This is a genomic window from Pseudomonas sp. Sample_14, assembly GCF_004307515.1.
GTDB lineage: Bacteria > Pseudomonadota > Gammaproteobacteria > Pseudomonadales > Pseudomonadaceae > Aquipseudomonas > Aquipseudomonas atacamensis.
Window position 1 is genome coordinate 37,800 of sequence record NZ_RCOC01000011.1, and the last position, 21,624, is coordinate 59,423.

General features: G+C 58.3%; 12 protein-coding genes. 3 read left to right on the top strand and 9 right to left on the bottom strand.

From position 1 onward, the window contains the following. Positions 1-146 precede the first annotated feature (146 nt). Positions 147-1,367 carry an aspartate aminotransferase family protein gene (locus D8U61_RS02055; RefSeq protein WP_071173305.1) on the bottom strand — a complete coding sequence of 407 codons (1,221 nt, stop codon included), beginning with the start codon at positions 1,365-1,367 and terminating at the stop codon, positions 147-149. A gap of 304 nt (positions 1,368-1,671) precedes the next feature. Between D8U61_RS02055 and D8U61_RS02060 the strand changes: the two genes are divergently transcribed. Then, a complete protein-coding gene (locus D8U61_RS02060) occupies positions 1,672-9,435 on the top strand; it encodes a DUF6543 domain-containing protein (protein ID WP_130926334.1) in 7,764 nt (2,587 codons plus the stop codon). A gap of 13 nt (positions 9,436-9,448) precedes the next feature. Here D8U61_RS02060 and argR read toward each other — a convergent pair whose 3' ends face one another. The 7 genes from argR to acs form a co-directional block, all read right to left on the bottom strand. Then, positions 9,449-10,429: a transcriptional regulator ArgR gene (gene argR / locus D8U61_RS02065; protein ID WP_024014018.1), complete on the bottom strand. Its 981-nt coding sequence runs from the start codon at positions 10,427-10,429 to the stop codon at positions 9,449-9,451. Positions 10,430-10,675: 246 nt separating this feature from the next. After that, a complete protein-coding gene (locus D8U61_RS02070) occupies positions 10,676-11,440 on the bottom strand; it encodes an ATP-binding cassette domain-containing protein (protein WP_007912705.1) in 765 nt (254 codons plus the stop codon). A 27-nt stretch (positions 11,441-11,467) separates the two neighbouring features. Then, complete coding sequence (locus D8U61_RS02075) at positions 11,468-12,580, bottom strand: succinylglutamate desuccinylase/aspartoacylase family protein (RefSeq protein ID WP_130926335.1); 1,113 nt, start codon at positions 12,578-12,580, stop codon at positions 11,468-11,470. 1 nt (position 12,581) lies between these two features. Continuing rightward, positions 12,582-13,280 carry an ABC transporter permease gene (locus D8U61_RS02080; RefSeq protein WP_122507650.1) on the bottom strand — a complete coding sequence of 233 codons (699 nt, stop codon included), beginning with the start codon at positions 13,278-13,280 and terminating at the stop codon, positions 12,582-12,584. Next, a complete protein-coding gene (locus D8U61_RS02085) occupies positions 13,277-13,966 on the bottom strand; it encodes an ABC transporter permease (protein ID WP_016773583.1) in 690 nt (229 codons plus the stop codon). The genes D8U61_RS02080 and D8U61_RS02085 overlap by 4 nt, the downstream gene beginning before the upstream one ends. Before the next feature lie 91 nt (positions 13,967-14,057). Further along, a complete protein-coding gene (locus tag D8U61_RS02090) occupies positions 14,058-14,831 on the bottom strand; it encodes an ABC transporter substrate-binding protein (protein ID WP_024014020.1) in 774 nt (257 codons plus the stop codon). Between the two features lie 652 nt (positions 14,832-15,483). Next, on the bottom strand, positions 15,484-17,439 hold the full coding sequence (acs, locus tag D8U61_RS02095; protein WP_016773581.1) for an acetate--CoA ligase: 1,956 nt from the start codon (positions 17,437-17,439) through the stop codon (positions 15,484-15,486). A 423-nt stretch (positions 17,440-17,862) separates the two neighbouring features. Here acs and D8U61_RS02100 point away from each other — a divergent pair, with 423 nt between their 5' ends. Next, positions 17,863-18,123, top strand: coding sequence for a DUF2790 domain-containing protein (locus D8U61_RS02100; protein ID WP_016773580.1), 261 nt, complete (start codon positions 17,863-17,865; stop codon positions 18,121-18,123). Between the two features lie 550 nt (positions 18,124-18,673). Next, positions 18,674-19,924 carry a ribonucleotide-diphosphate reductase subunit beta gene (locus D8U61_RS02105; RefSeq protein WP_016773579.1) on the top strand — a complete coding sequence of 417 codons (1,251 nt, stop codon included), beginning with the start codon at positions 18,674-18,676 and terminating at the stop codon, positions 19,922-19,924. Positions 19,925-19,978: 54 nt separating this feature from the next. Here the strand turns inward: D8U61_RS02105 and D8U61_RS02110 are convergent, their stop codons facing one another. Then, positions 19,979-21,592, bottom strand: a complete 1,614-nt coding sequence (locus tag D8U61_RS02110; protein WP_130926336.1) for a hypothetical protein — start codon at positions 21,590-21,592, stop codon at positions 19,979-19,981. Positions 21,593-21,624: the final 32 nt, after the last annotated feature.

The window sequence follows — 21,624 nt, forward strand, 5'->3', positions numbered from 1 at the left end:
GGGGCGAAGCACCCCCAAAAATCTGGGGCCGCTGCGCAGCCCATCGGGGATAAATCCCCTCTCCACAGGTTCAATCCAACAGGTGAATGTGCCCGGTATCAAAAATTGGTTCGGCGCCGGAAAAACTCCAGACGCCGAAAGGTCCATCAGGCTTGCGTCAACTTCGCCGCAGCACGTTCGAAGCGGTCGAGACCGGCGTCGATATCGGCGTCTTCCACCACCAGGCTCGGGGCGAAACGGATCACGTCCGGGCCTGCCTGGAGAATCATCAGGCCTTCCTGTTCGGCGGCGTTGAAGATGTCCTTGGCCTTGCCTTTCCACGCTTCGCTCAGCACGCAACCGATCAGCAGACCGAGACCGCGTACCTGAGTGAACAGGCCGTATTTCTCGCCGATCTGTTGCAGGCGGGTCTTGAACTTGTCGTGCTTGGCGTTCACGCCGTTCAACACTTCAGGGGTGTTGACCACGTCGATCACCGCTTCGGCGACGGCGCAGGCCAGCGGGTTGCCGCCGTAAGTGGTGCCGTGGGTGCCGACGACCAGATGTTTGGCCAGCGCTTCGGTGGTCATCATTGCCGCGATCGGGAAACCGCCGCCCAGGCTCTTGGCGCTGGTGAGGATGTCCGGGGTCACGCCGTAATGCTGGTAGGCGAACAGCTTGCCGCTGCGGCCCATGCCGGTCTGCACTTCGTCGAACACCAGCAGCGCGTTGTTCGCGTCGCACAGTTCGCGGGCACCTTGCAGATAAGCCAGCTCGGCCGGCAGCACGCCGCCTTCGCCCTGGATCGGCTCGAGCACGACCGCGCAGGTCTTCTCGGACACCGCGGCTTTCAGCGCGGCCAGATCGTTGTAGGGAACGTGGGTGATGCCAGTGATTTTCGGGCCGAAGCCGTCGGAGTACTTCGACTGGCCACCGACGTTGACGGTGAACAGGGTACGGCCGTGGAAGCTGTTCAGCGCGGCGATGATTTCGTATTTCTCGCTGCCGAAACGGTCGAATGCGACGCGACGGGCCAGCTTGAATGCGGCCTCGTTGGCTTCGGCGCCGGAGTTGCAGAAGAACACGCGCTCGGCAAACGTGGCGTCGATCAGCTTGTGCGCCAGACGCAGGGCCGGTTCGTTGGTGAACACGTTGGACACGTGCCACAGCTTGTTCGCCTGTTCGGTCAAGGCACCGACCAGCGCCGGATGCGCGTGGCCCAGGACGTTGACGGCAATCCCGCCGGCGAAGTCGATCAGCTCGCGGCCGGCCTGATCCCAGACCCGGGAACCGGCGCCACGCACCGGAATGAAAGCGGCAGGCGCGTAGTTGGGAACCATTACCTGGTCGAAATCGGCGCGTTGTACCGCAGCGTGCTCAACGGACATCGGAGTCTCCTGAAGAGGAACACCCGCCTGGAACTGGCGAGCGATGAGGGGATTGTAAGGACAGTTGGGTGCCCGGCCTTGTCGCCAAGCGACAACTTCTTATAGCGCAAACCCCGGATTTTCCCGGGTTTACGGCAATGCGACATATAGCGTCGCAAAGGCGCAGTTTACCGGGCGCGGCCGATTTGCGGCAGGCCGCGCAGGATACCAAGTCAGCCCCCACGGCAGAGACATAAATATCTACCGCACGGGGGGCGCTTGCTGCTGATTTGCTGAGGGTTCCTCCCAACGCCAAGGAATGGCCATGCATTTGTCTGAAGCACCCCCATCGGCAATCCCGGATGACGCAACTGACGCGCACCATGCGGACGAGCATTATCAACCACTGAAAAACGCGATTCCCGCCTGGCTGGGCGACACTTCAGCCACTCGGCGAGAAGCATTGAAAAGCAGCCTCCCGCAACAGCCGGCCGCGCTCAAGAACGCGCCAGCCGAACAGCACGCGCTGATGAAAAGCCTTGGGGCGGCGCATATCAGCGCCCAGAGCCGGGTCGATAAAAGCCTGGAGCACTTGCAGGACGCTGCGGCCTTCGCCGAGCCCCTGCTCAAGGCCGAGCTGAAAAGCTGCTTCGATCTGGAACTGGATGTCAGAAACACCTACGTGCGCCTGTACATTCCCGCCACCACCCCGTGGTTTCCGATCCGCACCGGCGCCCGCGCCTGGTCCGTGTCACTGCTCGAGGCTGCGCTGCATAACTTCGAAGACAGGGAAACCGAAGACAACGCCTTCGAAGCCGAGTCGACATTCACCAGCGCCCCCTCGGCCACAGGGCAGTTTGAAACCCTGCCCGAGATCAAGGCGAAACTGAGCATTTCCGCTTTCACCAAACTGTGCCGTCGACTGGATATCGGCGCCCAATACAAAGCCAGTCTGGAAGACAATCTGGGCTATTCCGATCCGATGGTCGCTTCGGTCTTGCGCGGCAAAATCGACGCCAGCCAGAAGGCCGCGATGAAGTTTGCCCTGCAATGGGCGCGGATGAACCGCGATGTCTCGGAAAACGCGTTACGCACGATCGAGGCCATGCTCGACGGCATGAAAGGCCTGCATGTGCATGGCGCCCCGCTGCTGTGTCATGACATGACGATGCTTTGCGCACCGCTCACCGGCATCGTGGTATTCGCCCCGGACCTGTACATGACACGCAATGCAGCGCGCGTCGTCGCCTACGTCCCGGATGACCCCGAACATCCGTTCAAGGAGTACGCCTCGCCATTGGAAATGGTTGTGGAACTGACGCGCCAGTTGCGCTCCAGGGACTATCAGCAATTCTTCAGCCGCTTCGTCAACCACGACCAGCGCGGTTTCTTCTTCAGCACCCTCAACAGCCGGCTGAGTGAAATCCGCTGGCATCCGCACGAACCCGGCAACCCGCTGCCGGCGTGGCGCGAAGCCCCGGTGGAGCGGCCCGATCTGCAAACTGCGCTGACGCCGTTTTACGACGATGTCTGGCAACACCTGTACCAGGCAAAGCTGAACAAGATTTTCAATGACGCCCGAACCATTGCCGTACCGACTGCCCTGGTTGATCAAAGGGCGCGCTGGGCATTCTGGGATTCGCTGGTCAACATCCTGTCTTCCATCGCCCAGACCGCGGCGATGATCGTCGCGCCGTTCGTGCCGGTGCTCGGTGAAGCGATGATGGCGTACATGGCCTATCAGATGCTCGATGAAGTATTCGAAGGCATTGTCGAGTGGGCGCAGGGACGCACGACCGAAGCGGTCGAACACCTGATGGGGACCGTGGAATCGATGATCCAGTTGGGCATGTTCGCCGTCGGCGGTGCGATTGGCGCGGCCGAGTTTCGCAAGGTATTGCCCAAGGAAATCGTGGCGTTCATCGACCGCTTCAAACCGGTACAACTGGCCAATGGTGACACCCGCTATTGGCAACCGGATCTCGAACGCTACAAACATCCGCAGCGCCCGACTGCCGATTCGCAACCCGATGCGCTGGGTCTGCATACCCATGAAGACAAGCGCCTGCTGCCCCTGGAGGACGCGCACTTTGCAGTCAGGGAAAGTCAGGTGCCAGGGCAGTACCGCATCGAACATCCGAGTCGCCCGGACGCATACCAACCGGTGCTGCGCCACAACGGCGAAGGTGCCTGGCACACTGAACTCGAGCAACCGCTGGAATGGGATGGCGCAACCGCGCTGCGCCGTATCGGCCCTGCGGTCGAGAGCTTGTCCGCGAGCGAGCGCGAAACCGTCCTGCAGATCAGCGGAACCAGCGAAGACGCGTTGCGCAAAATGCATGTCGAGCAGGAAAAGGTCCCGCCGCTGCTGGCCGACAGTATCCAGCGCTTCAAGCTTGATCAGCAGTTGCAACGCTTCATCGACCAGCTCGACAGCGATGACGCCGAAGTTTTTTTGAGCGCCGACCCGGCCATGCAATTGCAGGTGCTCAGCGAATACGGTCGCTGGCCAAGCGACAAATGCCTGCGTCTGCTCGATCGCCAGGGCGCGCAACTGTGGCAATCGTCTGTCGACACAACCCTGCCCGTGACTGAACTGCGCCAGGGCGAACTGATCGGTGGCGACGTGCTCAAAACCCTGCTCCAAGCCCTCGACGAGACGCAGATCAAAGCCTTGCTGGACGAGCCCTTCGCCGGACCGATGCCGTCCATCGAGGTCCGCAGCCAGAACCTGCGCAAGCAAGTGGCTGACCTCGCCAGACGCAACACAAGCGCGCTGTTCGAGTCGCGCTATCAAGCCCTTCAGCACCTCGACGACCCGCTGGCGGCACGACTCAAGACCCACCCTCCGCAATTGCCGGCCAGCATTACCCGCGAACTGCTCGATACCGCGACCGGCAGCGAACTGTTGCAAATCAGCGAAGGACAGTTGCCCCCGCGCCAACAGACGCTCATGCAGATGGCCAGTGACGAGGTACGCGTCACCCGCGCGTATGAAGGCCTTGAGCTGGCCTCGGTGAGCAACCCCGACTCTGAATCTCTGGCGCTGCACAGCCTCAAATTGTTGCCGGGCTGGAGTGGTGATGTGCGCATCGAGATCCGTGACGGGCGCTACAAGGGCGCATTACTGGACACCATCGGCCGTGACGATGCGCCCGAATACAAGGTGCTGGTTCGCCGCGACGATGGCCAATATCAACCTTATGACGATCGTGGGCAGCAGCTGCACTCATTCACTGATTTCTATTCCAGCCTGTTGTACGCATTGCCCGACAGCGAGCGCCAGAGCCTGGACCTGCGCATCGGTCAGAGTCAGGCGCTGAAGGCGGCCATTCGCGAACGTACGCTCGAGCGCCACGAGTGGCGTGAAATGATTGCCGATACGCCGTCCCGAGCGCCGACTGTCGACACCCTGCGCCTGCTGGGGACCGATGGTTACGCCCATGCTCCGCGTCCGCCGCGTCCCGCTTACCAGCCACACACCCTCGAAGAAGACATCCGCGTGCTCTATCCACGCATGTCGAATCATGAGATGCGCTTTCTCGCCGAAAGCATGCGCAGGAGTCCCGCAGGCCCGCGCGCAGAGATGCTTCGCTTGCAAAATGACTATTTGCAATTACAGAACGAGCTGCATGTCTGGGCCAACAATCCGCCCGCCGTACACCCGGAAACCGGCACGGCGCTGACGCCGCTGGAGAAGCGCGCCGAATTCCAGAATCGCAGGCTGCTCAGGGAGCAATTGCTCAAAGCCTGGAGGCGGGAGCACGTCACGGGTATCAATCAACAGGGCTTCGCCGCCGGATACGCCTTGCGCCTTACACCTGCGGTGATGGGCGACTTGCCGGTGTTGTCAGCGGACTTCAGCCATATCACCTCGCTCGCCATTGATGGCAGCCCGATGACCACATCTGTCGACAGCTTTCTGCAGTCCTTCAGTCAGTTGCAGAATATTGATGCGCGCAACCTCAATCTGCCCAGCCTGCCGCAAGCACTGACTTCAATGCCCTCGCTGCGCGAACTGCGTTTACGCGATTGCCGAGTGAGCCTGACAACGGTCACAGAGTCGGTGCTGGCTTCCTTGCCACAACTTACCCTGCTCGATCTGCAAGGCAATGCACTGGGCTTGCCGCCGGACCTGCACGCGATGCCTTCGTTACGCTACGTCAATCTGTCCGACACCGGCATTCATACGGTGCCCGACGATCTGCTGGATCATCCGCGATTGATCTCGGCGCAATTCGATCGCAACCGCATCACGCGGATACCGGAAAAGTTCTTCAACCTGGCCAGCTCCCTCAGCGACGGTTACACCTTTGCAGACAACCCGTTGACCGCGGCCTCTCGCGAACGGGTCAAAGTGTTTTACGAGCATACCGGCAAGCACTTCGGGGTCCGGCCTGTGCAGGAGGATCTGCAGCGCACCATCGCCTTGTTCCCTTCCCTTGACACCGAAGGCGCGACACGGGTTTTGTACCGATTGCCCGGGCCATTGGCCGAGTGCGGTGCACAGTTGTCACGCTGGGAAAATGAGCTCGGCGTTCTGAATCTCGAACTCAGCCAATGGATCAACCAGGCCGCCGTGACTGCCGCCGAATCGGGAGAACGTCTGCCGCTCGAGACGCAGACCCGCGAACTGGATGCCAGGCGAGACTTTGCGCAACAGATCGAACAGTTCTGGCGCAGCCCGCCCACGTACCCGCGCCTTGAAGAACTCAGGGCAACGGCGGCCTTCAGTGGCGATATGCCGATACTCAGCACCGGTCTGGAGCGCGTTACCCGGTTGAACCTCGTTGGCAACGCCAATATCACCGCAGCCCTGCGCTTCGTGGAGTGCTTGCCCAACCTTGCCAAGCTGAAAATGAGCGGCTTCGAACTGGAACCGCTGGCGCTTGGCGAAGCAAAACTGCCTCGGCTGACCGATCTGGAACTGAAGAATTGTGGCGTGGTCATGACCCCGGAAAACCAGGCTGCGCTGCTGTCACTCACCGCCCTGGATACGCTGGACCTGAGCAACAATCCGCTGGGAACGTTCCCCGACCTGAACCTGTTGCCGGAATTGTTCCATCTCGACCTGTCCAACTGCGGGTTGACCGTCGCTCCCGAAGGACTGAGCAGCCATCCGGGGTTACGAATCGCAGCCCTCTCGGGCAACCGCATCACGCAATTGCCGGAGGCGCTGTTCGACCTCCCCGCCGAGCGCAGTGACGGCATTGACCTTGCCGACAATCCGCTATCGGCAGCAACGCGCGATCAGATCAAAAACTACTTCCGCATCCATCGAAACGACTTTGACGTCCTGGCGCCCGAGCAGGATGTCAGCCTCGCCCGGCAGCTGTTTCCCGGTTTGAACAAGCAGGAGGCCAGCGAGATGATCTACGACTTGCCCGGCAATCTGGGCGACAGCCGCAAACAGCTCCTTCGCTGGAAAGCGGAGCAGCAACAGATGCGCGATGACCTGACCCGCTGGGCCTCGGCAATTCCGTCCGCGCACCCGGTCACAGGCCAGGCCTTGAGCGTAAGCGAGCATCTGGCGCAACGATCCGCACGCTCGGACTTCAAGCAATTGCTGGAGGATTTCTGGAGCGAAAGATCGATGGGAAGCGGCAAGCGCAGCGCATTGTTTGCGGCAGACCTGAAGTTTCTCGGCGAAATGCCGCGCCTGAGTGTCAACTTCGATCACGTGACCAGCCTCAAGCTTACCGGCAACGTGACGACCGCCGGACTGGAGCCGTTCGCTGCCTTGTTCCCGAATCTTCAGACGCTGAAATTGAAAGCCTTCACGCTCTATGACATACCCTCATTCGTCGGCCGCCTGCAGTATCTCAAAGAGCTCAAACTGAATGACTGCGCGCTGACACTGTCACCTGCCGGGCAGCAAGTACTCGGCACTCTGTCCGAGTTGCGGCTGCTCGATCTGAGCCACAACCCACTGTCAAACGCGCCCGATCTGACCACCCTGCCCAAGGTCACCAACTTTTTACTTGGCCATACCGATCTGACCAGCGTGCCGAAGGGCATCGCCGAGCATCCGCTTCTGCGAGAGCTCTCGCTTGCCAACAACCAGATTACCGAACTGCCGGACGCTATCTTCAGCCTGAAGCCCGATAAGGCCGACGGCATATATCTGAACGACAACCCTCTGTCGATAAATGCCCGCGAGCGCGTCAAGTTCTACTACGCGGCACACGGGCGCAACTTCCGGATCAAGCCGCCATCGGCTGACATTGCCATGGCGCAGAGACTGTTCCCGCGACTTGGGGAAAACGCTGCGATCAACATGATTTATCGCCTGCCCGGGACATTACAGACCGGCACGGCGCAACTGATCAGGTGGGAGGGCGAAATCGCCCGCATGATTGGCGATCTCAACGCATGGCGTGAGCGTCTGCCAGTCAACAATCCATCGACAGAACGGCCATGGACTGCGCAGGAAAAAGCCGCAGAACTCGCCGAGAGACATAAATTCAGCGAAAGCCTCGAACAACTGTGGCGCGGCAGGCGCACCGACAATTCAGCACTACGGTTCAACACCTTCAATGCCAATGCGGCATTTACCGGTGAGTTACCGCAATTGGCTGCCGACTTCAGTCACATCTCCCATCTCAGTCTGCAAGGCAATCCGGCACTGAAGGTTTCCGACGGTTTTCTCACAAGCTTCAGCGGATTGCAGGGCCTGGAATTGCAGGATTTGTCCCTGGGCCAGATGCCGCAAGCGCTGCAAAGCCTGCCGTCGCTGGAAACGTTGATGCTGAGCAAGTGCCAGATCACACTGGATCCTGCCGGACAAGCGGTCTTGTCCACGCTGACCCGCTTGAAATCTCTGGACTTGTACAGCAATCCGCTGCAGGTCACGCCCGATGTGTCGGCACTGCAGAACCTGACGTTCATCGATCTGACCAGCACCGGAATCGATAGCGTTCCTGCCGGGCTGGAACAGCTGCCGCAGCTGGAAGTTGCATTGCTGAGCGACAACAACATCATCGAAGTGCCGACGGAGCTGACGCGTTATTCCGGTCGCGGCATGGAACTGGGCGCCAACCCGTTGTCGGTTGCTTCCAGAGAACGTGTCAAAGCCGCTTTCCAGGCCAAAGCCGACAATTTCGGTGTCTGGGTCCAACAGGACGACATCGATCTGGCGCAAAGCCTTTACCCGTCGCTGTCCGGCTTCGATGCTAACGATCTGGTCTACAAACTTGCGGGTACGCTGGCCGATGGACGTCTTGAGCTGATGCGCCGCAAAACCGGCCTCACCAGCCTGCTCGAACGCCTGGATAGCTGGGCAAACGAGATCCCCAACGATCCTGGCACGCAGATGCCACTGGCGAACGACGCGGCAGCCAGGGAAACACGCAATCGCCAACATTTCAGGCGAGATCTGGAAATTGACCTGCGCCGGGCGCCCACGTTCATCATGGACCCAAGAGTTACCTGCGACATTTCGTTTACCGGCGAGCTGCCGGCGCTGGCCGCAAGCTTCGACCATATCGAAGAGTTGCGACTGACAAGCGGAGCGTCCGCGCCGCCCAGGGTCGATCAATTGTTGGCGCTTTTTCCCAAACTCAAAAGCATCACCATCCGCAAATATCCGTTGCGCGAGGTTCCCCCCAGAATCTTCGGAATGGACAGATTGCACAGCCTGTATCTGCCTGGCTGTGAAATCACGCTGACTGCGCAGACCGCAGAAGCCTTCAGAATGCTGAGAAACCTGAGATCCGTGGACCTGAGCGACAATCCGCTCAACATGGCTCCGGATCTGAGTCATTTCCCGCAGATGACCGATGTGCGTCTGGGCAATTGCGCCTTGAGCAAGGTGCCTGAGGGTCTGCTCGAACTGCCTCGATTGAGGTACGCGGACTTGTCCGGGAACGCGATCACCGAGTTGCCGGGCGAGTTTCCTTCACAGCCCGGCGAGGTGTTGACCGAATATGCCTTCGGCGACAACCCGCTGACCGCAGAAAGCCAGCAGCGCCTGCAGCGTTATGAGGCGGCGTATCAATTGCGCCTGGCGGAGCAGCAGTCGAGCAACGACACCGTGTATCAGTCGTTTGAGGACTTCCATGATTTTTCCAGCAGCATCGACACCGATTGAACTCGGCCCGCGCTCAGCCACGCTCCGGCGGCACTGACGACAATTCGAACGGGCTGCTGCTGCGTCGCTGGTTGCGATCTTCCCGCGGCGTGGCACCGAAGAAATTGCGATAGGCGCTGGAGAAGTGCGGCCCCGAGGAGAAGCCACACGACAGGCCGATCTGGATGATCGACTTGCTGGTCTGCATCAACATCTGCCGGGCCTTGTTCAGGCGCAGTTCCAGGTAGTACTGGCTCGGCACGCGGTTGAGGTATTGCTTGAAGATCCGCTCCAGTTGCCGACGGGATACGCACACGTGCTGGGCGATTTCGTCGGTGGTCAGCGGCTCTTCGATGTTGGCTTCCATCAGCAACACCGCCTGGGTGAGCTTCGGATGGCTGGAGCCGAGGCGATTCTGCAATGGAATGCGCTGACGCTCACCGCCCTCGCGGATGCGCTCAACGACCAGTTCTTCCGACACCGCACCGGCCAGTTCCGCACCGTGATCGCGGGCCAGCACCGCCAGCAACAGGTCGAGCACCGACATGCCGCCGCAAGCGGTCAGACGATCGCGATCCCAGTCGAACAGATGACTGGTGGCGATGACTTTCGGGAAGCGCTCAGCGAAATCGTCCTGCCAGCGCCAGTGCACGGCGGCGCGATAACCGTCGAGCAAACCGAGCTGGGCCAGCGGATAGACACCGGCCGACAGACCACCGATCACGCAACCGGCACGCACCAGTTGTTTGAGCGCACTGCTCAGCGCCGGCGCCAGGGTGGTCGGTGGCTCGTCGGCGAGCAGGAACAGTTTCTGGAAATTCTCGAGCTTGCCGGCCCAGGGTTCGCCGGGCAATTGCCAGGCCCCTTCGCTCTGCGGCTCGGCCTGCAAGAACGACAGTTCGTAAACCACGTCCGGGTGCACCCGCTGCGCAACACGCAAGGCCTCCTCCGCCAGCGCCAGCGTCAACGCTTTAGTGCTGGGCCAAATCAGGAAACCAATTCGATGGGCAGTCATGGGCGGGCAATCCGAAACGAACAACGGTGATGAAGGCATGGGCCAATGCTAGCCCGGAAATGAATACAAATCCTGAGTCCGACACAGATCCATGTAGGAGCTGCCGAAGGCTGCGATCTTTTGATTTTTGAAAAACAAGATCAAAAGATCGCAGCCTCGTTGCACTCGGCAGCTCCCACAGGGGAACTGAGCCAGCCAGAAGATCGCGAAGCATGACCTAATCTGGTGCACAACGGCAGCCCTGATTTATTTCAGGCTGCCCGACAGAAACTGCTGCAAGCGTTCCGACTGCGGGTTGACCAGCACTTCGCGCGGGTTGCCGCTTTCTTCGACGACGCCCTTGTGCAGGAACACCAACTGATTCGACACTTCACGGGCGAAGCCCATTTCGTGGGTCACCACCACCATGGTGCGGCCTTCCTGCGCCAGCGCCTGCATGACTTTCAGCACGTCGCCGACCAGTTCCGGGTCAAGGGCCGAGGTCGGTTCGTCGAACAGCATCACTTCCGGCTCCATCGCCAGCGCCCGGGCGATCGCTACACGCTGCTGCTCGCCACCGGACATGTGCCCCGGGAACGCGTCTTTGCGATGGGCCACGCCAACCTTGTTCAGGTAGTACTCGGCTTTTTCGCGGGCTTCATATTTGGGTACGCCAAGCACGTGCACCGGCGCTTCCATGATGTTTTCAATCGCGGTCATGTGCGACCACAGGTTGAAATGCTGAAACACCATCGACAGGCGCGAACGCATGCGTTGCAGCTGCTTCGGATCAGCGGCTTTCAGCGCGCCGTCCTTGTTCGCCACCAGCTTCAGCTCTTCGTTGTTGAGCAGGATCTTGCCGGCGTGCGGCTGCTCGAGCAGGTTGATGCAACGCAGGAAAGTACTTTTGCCGGAGCCACTGGAGCCGATGATGCTGATCACATCGCCGGCGGCGGCTTTCAGGGACACGCCCTTGAGCACTTCGTGACTGCCATAGCGTTTATGCAGGTCTTGGACTTCAAGTTTGTACATGCGGTCGGTTCTCACAAAAACAGTCAGTCAGTCGTTGAGCAAGCGCCCGTGACGCAGCGCTTCGCGCCCCGCCACCTTGGCCAGCCAGAAACCGGGTTGGGCATAGCGCAGCCGTTCAATGGCAAACAGCACCCCGGACGTACCAGCACATACCGTGCTGACCCGATCGGACACAGGGTCGATCACTTGAAAAATTTCATCGCCCGCCTCGACCCATTCGCCGGGCCTGCGGGAAAAACTCACCACACCGGGGTGCGGCGCAAACAGCAATTCGGTGCCTTCGAACGGCATGCCTTCGCACGGTTCGAAGGCCGGGTCCGGCCACTCGCCGGTGATCAGACCTTGCTCGGCAAGGAACGCCAGAATGCCTTCAGCATAAGCCTCGGCTTCGACGCGGCCGGTGTCGGCCTGCCCGCCCAGCTCGATCGTCGTCGCCAGACACGCCAGCGGAATCTGCGCATCGGGAAACTGCCGCGACAGGCGCAGCCACGGCAACGAGCACGCCTCATCGAAAGAGCTGCCGCCGGAATCTTCCGCGAGCAAACCAACCTTGACGTGCAGGTGTGCCGACAGCGAACGCCACTGCGGCCAGTGCTGCGGCAGCGCATACATGTGCAGCGCGGCTTCGGCATCGCAGTGCAGATCCAGCACCACATCGGCGGTGCAGGCGTGGCTGAGCAGCACACGTTGCATGCCTTGCAACTGGCTGCTTGCTTCAGGCAAGCCGGCCAGGTGGTCGGCCATTGCCTGGCGGATCAGGCGCACATTGGCGTGCGGATCATCACCGAGTTTTTCGCCCAGTGCCGCCGCGACCGGCGCGCTGAGCTCGACGAAATCACGGTTGAAATTCTTGCCGCTGCCCGCCTCGAAACGGCCCTGGAAATTGCCTTGCAGCAATTGCCCGAGACCCAACGGATTGGCCACCGGCACCAGCTCGATCACGCCGTTGAGCAAGCCTTGCGCTTCGAGTTCGCCGAGGCGCTTTTTCAGCTCCCAGGCGGTGCGCATGCCCGGCAGTTCATCGGCGTGCAGGCTGGCCTGGATGTAGGCCTTGCGCTCGCCGCTGCCGAAACGGAAAACCGAAACCTTGCGCTCGCTGCCCAAGTGGCTCCACGGCAATACGTGATCAATGCGTTGCATATCAGTGCTTCCGTGGCGCGAGGTAGCTCAACCAGCGACGCTCGGCCAGTTTGAACAGCTTGACCAGAATGAAGGTCAGGCACAGGTAGAACACGCCAGCGGTGATGTACGCCTCGAACGGCAGGTAGAACTGCGCGTTGACGGTACGTGCCGCGCCAGTGATGTCGATCAGGGTCACGATCGACGCCAGACTGGTGGTCTGCAGCATCATGATCACTTCGTTGCTGTACTGCGGCAGCGCGCGGCGCAGGGCCGACGGCAGCAGAATGCGCTTGTACAGCTTGAAGCGCGACATGCCCATGGCCTTGGCCGCTTCGATCTCACCGTTCGGCGTGGCCTTCAGGCTGCCGGCAATGATTTCTGCGGTGTAGGCGCTGGTGTTCACGGCAAAAGCCAGACAGGCACAGAACGTTGCGCTGGACAGCCACGGCCACAGGAAGCTTTCGCGTACCGCTTCGAACTGGGCCAGACCGTAGTAGATCAGGAACAGCTGCACCAGCATCGGCGTGCCGCGAATCACGTAGGTGTACAGCCACGCGGCGCCGTTGACGAACGGGTTTTTCGAGACGCGCATCAGCCCCAGCGGCAACGCCGCGAGCAAGCCGAAGAACAGCGACAGCGCGAGCAGTTTGAGGGTGGTCAGCAAGCCGCCGAAGTACAGCGGCAGTGCCTCCCAGATGACGTTGTAGTCGAAGATCATAGATCAGCCGCCCTTACGCCTACCGAGTAGCGCTTCTCAAGGTGACGCAATGCCAGCAACGAAACACTGGTGATCACCAGGTACATCGCCGCCACTGCGAGGAAGAAGGTGAAAGGCTCGCGCGTGGCATCCGCCGCCTGCTTGGCCTTGAACATCATGTCTTGCAGACCGACCACGGAAATCAGCGCGGTGGCCTTGGTCAGTACCAGCCAGTTGTTGGTGAAGCCGGGAATCGCCAGACGAATCATCTGCGGCACCATCACCCGGAAGAACACCTGAAAACTGCTCATGCCGTACGCCATGCCCGCTTCGGCCTGGCCCTTGGGGATCGCCATGAACGCGCCACGGAAGGTTTCCGAGAGGTACGCACCGAAGATGAAACCGAGGGTACCGATACCGGCGGCCAGCGGGTTCAGGTCGATGTAGTCGTCGTAGCCAAGCATCGGCGCGACGCGGTTGAGCAAGTCCTGACCGCCGTAGAAGATCAGCAGGATCAGCACCAGATCGGGAATGCCGCGGATCACCGTCGAATACAGGTCGCCCAGCCACGCCAGCCAGCGCACCGGCGACAGGCGCAACGCGACACCGATCAGCCCGAGAACGATGGCCAGAGCCATGGACGACAAGGCGAGCTGAAGCGTCAGCCATGCGCCATCGAGGATGACAGCCCCGTAGCCTTTCAACATGATTCAGGTCCTCGAAAGTTGGGATGAAAAAATGGCGCAAACCGCAGAGATTCTGTTGCTTGCGCCATTTCGGACTTGTCGCAGAGACGTCTTACTTGCCGTAGATGTCGAAGGCGAAGTACTTGTCCTGGATTGCTTTGTATTTGCCGTTTTCGCGGATGGCCGCGATGGCAGTGTTGATCTTGTCTTTCAGGGCGTCGCCCTTGCGCACTGCGATACCTACGCCGTCGCCGAAGTATTTGACGTCGGTGAAGGCCGGGCCAACGAATGCGAAGCCTTTGCCGGCGTCGGTTTTCAGGAAACCATCGTCCAGCAGGGTGGCGTCAGCCACGGTACCGTCGAGGCGACCGGCAGCCACGTCGAGGTAGATTTCGTTCTGCGAGCCGTACGGCTTGATCTCGGCGCCCAGTGGAGCCAGAACTTCGCGGGCGAAACGCTCGTGGATCGAGCCACGCTGTACGCCGATGTTCTTGCCCTTCAGTTCAGCCAGACCTTCGCTGACCTGAGTGCCGGCCTTCATGACCAGACGCGCCGGGGTGTTGTAGTACTTGTTGGTGAAGTCGACCGACTTCTTGCGATCTTCGGTGATCGACATCGACGACAGGATCGCGTCGATCTTGCGCACTTTGAGAGCCGGGATCAGACCGTCGAACTCTTGCTCGACCCAAACGCACTTGACCTTCATCTCTTCGCACAGCGCGTTGCCGATGTCGTAGTCGAAACCGACGATGCTGCCGTCCGGTGCTTTCGAAGCGAATGGAGGGTAAGCCGCTTCGATGCCGATCTTCACAGGTTTTTCGTCAGCGACGGCATTCAGCGACAGCACGGACAGTGCCAGGGCGCCAAGCAGCACAAGTTTCTTCATCTTGGGACTCCATCGGTAAAGGGCAAAAACGGCAGAGTGAGCGACAGCCCAATATGCGAATGGGTGAATCGGAAATCGGTTGCGCATCGGCGGAAATTTCTCGTTGAAACCGCAGGCGATTTCAACGTCAGCCACGATGAGCGAGTGATCGGCATTCTAACGACAGGCCCGAAGCCGATATTTCTTCAATGCGACAACTAATTACAGATGCACCGAGAAAGCGGTTTGAGCTCATTGACAGCCCTGCAATTTCATGCAAGAGCGAAAGACAGTGAACCGATACATATTGCAAGTTGCGGGCCCATTATTCGCAAACCCTTCTAATCCGGCAAGCGCAGCGTTATGTCTTATTTTCCAGCGGGGCTTTGGAGGCTCTAAAACGGCGCACCGCGTTTCCCTTCGCCCCGGTTTGGCGCGGGCGGTTACACATTGGGTTGTGGCGGGTAACAGCGGGAAAGGTCTGACGGTGCAGATCGATAATTATTGGTTGAGTCGCTGATCGTTCCCACGCTCCGCGTGGGAACGATCAAAAACCTGTGGGAGCTGGCTTGCCAGCGATGAGGCCAAATCCTACCCGCACAAAACCTGCAGACACAAAAAAGCCCTGTCCGGCGAAAACCGAACAGGGCTTTTCAGCACATCAAACCGCTACTTAAGCAACATTCATGGTCTTGTGCGTATCAATCAAATGCTGCACCACACCCGGATCCGCCAGGGTCGAGATATCGCCCAAGCCATCGTATTCCGCCGTGGCAATCTTGCGCAGGATGCGGCGCATGATCTTGCCCGAACGGGTCTTCGGCAGCCCCGGCGCCCACTGGATCACGTCCGGCGAAGCAATCGGGCCGATCTCCTTGCGCACCCAGTTCTTCAGCTCCAGACGCAGTTGCTCGGTCGGCTCCTCGCCATTCTTCAAGGTCACATAGACGTAGATGCCCTGCCCCTTGATGTCATGCGGCACGCCCACCACCGCAGCTTCGGCAACCTTCGGATGGGCGACCATCGCGCTCTCGATCTCGGCGGTGCCCATGCGGTGGCCGGAGACGTTGAGCACATCGTCCACGCGCCCGGTGATCCAGTAGTAACCATCGGCATCGCGACGCGCGCCGTCACCGGTGAAGTACATGCCACGGAAGGTCTTGAAGTAGGTATCGACGAAACGATCGTGATCGCCGTACAACGTACGCGCCTGACCCGGCCACGAATCGAGAATCACCAGATTGCCCTCGGCCTCGCCCTCGATGATGTTGCCGAGGTTGTCGACCAGTGCCGGCACCACACCGAAGAACGGACGCGCCGCCGAACCCGGCTTCAGCGCGTGGGCACCCGGCAGCGGGCTCATCATGTTGCCGCCAGTCTCGGTCTGCCACCAGGTATCGACGATCGGGCAACGCGACTTGCCGACATTCTTGTAGTACCAGTCCCAGGCTTCCGGGTTGATCGGCTCACCGACCGAACCGAGCAGGCGCAGGCTGCTGCCATCGGCGCCTTCCACGGCGGCCTGACCCGAGGCCATCATCGCGCGGATCGCGGTCGGCGCGGTGTAGAGGATGTTGACCTTGTGCTTGTCGATGATCTTCGCCACCCGGGTGATGTCCGGGTAGTTCGGCACACCTTCGAACAGCACGGTGGTCGCGCCGTTGGCCAGCGGGCCGTAGACGATGTAACTGTGGCCGGTGACCCAGCCGACGTCGGCGGTGCACCAGTAGATTTCGCCTGGACGATAGTCGAACACGCGCTCGTGGGTCATCGCCGCATACAGCAGATAACCGCCGGTGGTGTGCTGCACGCCCTTCGGCTTGCCAGTGGAACCGGAGGTATAAAGGATGAACAACGCTTCTTCGGCGCCCATCTCTTTCGGCGCGCAGACGGTGCCTGCGACCTTCATCAGGTCTTCGTACCAGATGTCGCGATGCTGGTTCCACTTGATGTCGCCACCGGTGCGTTTGCAGACGATGACTTTTTGGATGCTGCTGGTTTCCGGGTTGGTCAGCGCGTCATCGACGTTGGCCTTGAGGGAAATCTTCTTGCCGGCACGGATGCCTTCGTCAGCGGTGATCACCACTTTCGAGCGGCAGTCGATGATGCGACCGGCCAGGGCTTCCGGCGAGAAACCGCCGAACACCACCGAGTGAATCGCGCCGATCCGGGTGCAAGCCAACATGGCGACCACGGCTTCGGGAATCATCGGCATGTAAATGGTCACCACGTCGCCACGGTGTACGTCCTGACCGCGCAGGGCGTTGGCCAGTTTGCACACTTGCTCGTGCAGTTCGCGGTAGGTGATGTTGCGGCTTTCGGAAGGATCGTCGCCTTCCCAGATGATCGCGACTTGATCGCCGCGCTCGGCCAGATGACGGTCGAGGCAGTTATAGGAAACGTTCAAGGTGCCGTCGGCAAACCACTTGATGTCGACATGGTGATCGTCGAACGACGTCTGCTTCACCGTGGTGAAAGGCTTGATCCAGTCCAGACGCTTGGCTTGCTCGCGCCAGAAGCCGTCAGGGTTGACGACCGACTGCTGGTACATGGCTTTGTAGGTCGCCTCGTCAGTCAGCGTGTTTGCCAGAACCTCGGGACGAACGGGATACAGAGAAGCCGCACTCATCTTTCCTACCTCGGTGTAATAGTTGTTTTTGTATGACCCCGTTGTAGCCGGGTGGGGCCCATAGAACCATTCGACGATGGTAGTAACAAGCCCCTACAAAATGTCCGCATTCCATGTGGGAGCTGGCTTGCCAGCGATGCAGTCAACGCGGTCCGTCAGGCAAACCCCATCCGGCCGGACACCAAGACCTCAATCGATTGTTACCAAATCTATCAAAAGTGTTTATCAAAACCGCCCCTGTTTACCTGCATCCCACCGCCCTAAAATTCACCTCGCCAACAAGGCAACCGCGATTAACAACGTTACAGCCCCCACGAAGGCCGTTAATCCAGCTCTCCAAGTAACGCATCAAATACTCAAGCTCCACACGCAACCCTAAAAAGGTTGCGTGACCCCACTCGACCTCAAAAAGGTGAATTAGAAATGAAAGCTTTATTGGTTCTGGCCCTCAGCAGTCTGTGCGCAACCGCCATGGCAGACGAGGTCCCGACTGATGTCGCACAGCAACAACCGGTCATCGAGGAATACACTTACTCCACACACCTGGACATCGCCAAAGTTGTATCGATGAGCGAAATTCCAAATGTCTGCGAAGTTGTACCGGCAAAAATGGAATACGACGACTCCAAAGGCCAACGCCACATCCTGCGCTACAGCATCATGGGCAACGGCTGCACGAACTGAATCAGACTGCACCGAATCGGATCGCTCAGCGCTACATTGAGGGTCTATTCCAGCCCGGCTTCGGTCGGGCTCAGTTGTGTCTGGAGCCGCGAAAAAGGCTTGCAAAACACTAGATATAGTGAAAAACCCACTTTTCTGGCTATTTTTTAAACAAAAAACCACCTGCCAAAAAATTAACGAAAAAAAATCTGCTCGGGTCGATTCCGCGCAAAGCCCTGTAATCCCTCGGTCGGACCGAAATCCACCCCCTCCTCGGCCTCGCCATGAGCCGATTCGCCGCACCACGCCGGTAAAAATTTCCCTATAATGCCGCCCTATACGGGTCAGCAATATTCCCTTACAGGGAGCAAAAGCCATTCTGAAGCCCCGCAACAGTGCCCGACGCTGATTGCGCCCATCAGAGGCTCTCGGAACCCGTCAAAATTTCTGTTTATTTGCCTGCGTGCAGCGCTGCAAAAAACGACATCCAATGCGGCTTGTTTGGCCGTGTGAAAAACCAACCCTTCAGGTTTCACACGGGCACAAGCCCTCACGCAGGAGACGACACGTCATGCTGAGCTGGGACGAATTCGATAAAGAAGACAGTGAAGTCGCAACCGTGAAAGGCGCCAACGCCGGCCACGCAAGCGAAGCCAACATGGACCGCCTCGACAACGCCGGCGGCGCCGCAGCGCTGGAAGCCCGCGCCGTCACCGCCGACGACTCGGCCGCCGTGGCCCGCGCCAAGGCTGCACTGAACTCCCTCGACGTCGCCGAAGGCCTCGCCGAACTCGAAGGCGCCTCCGCCCGTGTCGCCGTTGACGAAAAGCGCATGATCAACTGCCGCGCCGACCTCAACCAACTCGTGCCATTCAAGTACGACTGGGCCTGGCAGAAGTATCTGGACGGTTGCGCAAACCACTGGATGCCGCAAGAAGTCAACATGACCGCCGACATCGCCCTCTGGAAAAACCCGGAAGGCCTGACCGACGACGAGCGCCGCATCGTCATGCGCAACCTCGGCTTCTTCTCCACCGCCGACTCCCTGGTTGCCAACAACCTGGTCCTGGCCGTGTACCGCCTGATCACCAACCCGGAATGCCGCCAGTACATCCTGCGCCAGGCTTTCGAAGAAGCGATCCACACCCATGCCTACCAGTACTGCATCGAATCGCTGGCCATGGATGAAGGCGAAATCTTCAACATGTACCACGAGATCCCATCGGTCGCGAAAAAAGCAGCCTGGGGCCTGAAGTACACCCGCTCGATCTCCGATCCGAAGTTCGAAACCGGCACCCCGGAAACCGACAAAGAGTTGCTGCGCAACCTGATCGCCTACTACTGCGTGCTGGAAGGCATCTTCTTCTACTGCGGCTTCACCCAAATCCTCTCCATGGGCCGCCGCAACAAAATGACCGGCGTCGCCGAGCAGTTCCAGTACATCCTGCGCGACGAATCCATGCACCTGAACTTCGGCATCGACGTGATCAACCAGATCAAAATCGAAAACCCACATTTGTGGGATGCTGAGATGAAAGAAGAAGCGACCCAGATGATCCTGCAGGGTACGCAGCTGGAGATCGAATACGCCCGCGACACCATGCCTCGCGGGGTGTTGGGTATGAATGCGGCGATGATGGAGGATTATCTGAAATTCATTGCTAACCGTCGGTTGTCGCAGATTGGTTTGAAAGAGGAATACCCAGGGACTACGAACCCGTTCCCTTGGATGAGCGAGATTATGGACTTGAAGAAAGAGAAGAATTTCTTTGAGACGCGCGTGATCGAATACCAAACTGGTGGTGCGTTGAGCTGGGATTGATCCAACGAAAGTAAAATTAACAAAAGCAGGGCAGCCGCAAGGCTGCCCTTTTTTTCAATACGTTTTTATAAATTTTTCAACAGACAAGTTAACACCATCAACATGAGAAGAATTTGGATAAAGTGAGAACTCCGCCTCTCTATCTTTCGGTGTGTACTCATCATAAGAACCATCCTTCCCCGTACAGCTAGAAAAGAACTGTCCTTGAGCAAAATTATTTCCTTCATTAGTTTTAATTAAAAAATCTTCACGACCTGACGAACCATCATTAAAGCCCACGGTTAAATTTTTGATTCCAGCATATGACGGGCAAGACCTACGCATATGTACCAAGCACACCTTGCAACTTAATGGATTTGCTGACCTCATAAGCTTATCAGGCCCACCATAACGGACACACCAGAGAATATCGCCCGCAACGGAAGAATGAACTTTACGAGCTTGTACAGCCATCCAAATAAGCCGCTCAACCTTACCCCATACTGCACTACTATTAAAAACAGAACTATGAAACACCTTATTTGCAACATTTAATGATAGCGGTGTTTTTAGGAAAACCTTTATCCAATTATCAATGGGAAGTACCGACTTTGCACCGAAGCATTGTTGAGCATAAAGCTGCATAACTTTCGGGCTTTGATAGCTATTTTGCAACCCAGTATATTGAGCAATGCAATCCTCCGGACTCAAACTAGAAGGATCCCAGAAAGCATTCCTTAAATCATAATGCATCAGCAAAGACAGCACTGCTCTAGAGGGGCCGCGATTAAAAGCATTATAATTCTCGAAAAGCGCCTTCCTTACACCGCCACTTCTTGGAGAAAGATTAATCATCGAAACAAATGCATCAGTATTCAGGCTTTTGAATTGACGCCCCAAATGACTTTTCATGCGAGGTAAATCAAACTTACTGTACGAAAATCCGCCAGCCGTCACTTGGCCGGCAAATTTATCTATAAAATACGCGGCCGCACCGTCGACGCCAACAAGAGATGCATATTTTGCAAATATTGCAAGCGGGTTATCTACATCGATAAATTCCTGCCAAGTGGGCAACAAATAAAAATCAGCATGAATACCGCCCCCCATACTAATCTTTTCACCGAAAGCAGCCACATAGGAGTGTAATTGTATAAGCTCCCCCTTCCTTCCGCCATCTGAATACCAACTAGCGATAAATCTAGCGAGACCAAATACTGGATCCCAGCATCGCCCGAATGGCAGCTGCCCGCCAAAGGAACTAGCTATCACTTGGTGCCATAACTCTTTAATTATCTGGTTCGCAGAGTCCAATGCTCCTCCAGCAGCAAACGCCCCCTTTATATCCTTTTCGGTAACAGGATCATCAAGTCCAAGCCTCGAGTTTGCAGCTTTTCTGGCAACGTCGATGAAGCGCTTTTCTCCAGCTAACGATGGATCTTTATTTATCGCGAGCGTTATCCGAACGGTATTTTCAGAGCGAATCAATGACACGCTATAAACAAATCCAAATACTCGATCTTTCGCTCCCGGTCGTTCATCCTTTGCCAGTAATGGATCTAGTTCATGAAAGTAAAGAATTGGAAAAAGAGGTAAGTCTGGATCATAGAGATGCGTCAAAGGCAACCACTCAGCTGGAAAACCCTCTAAATCGTATTCATATAGATGACTGATTGGATCGAGTCCCATTTCCCTTCCTTAGCAAATAATAAAAATATACG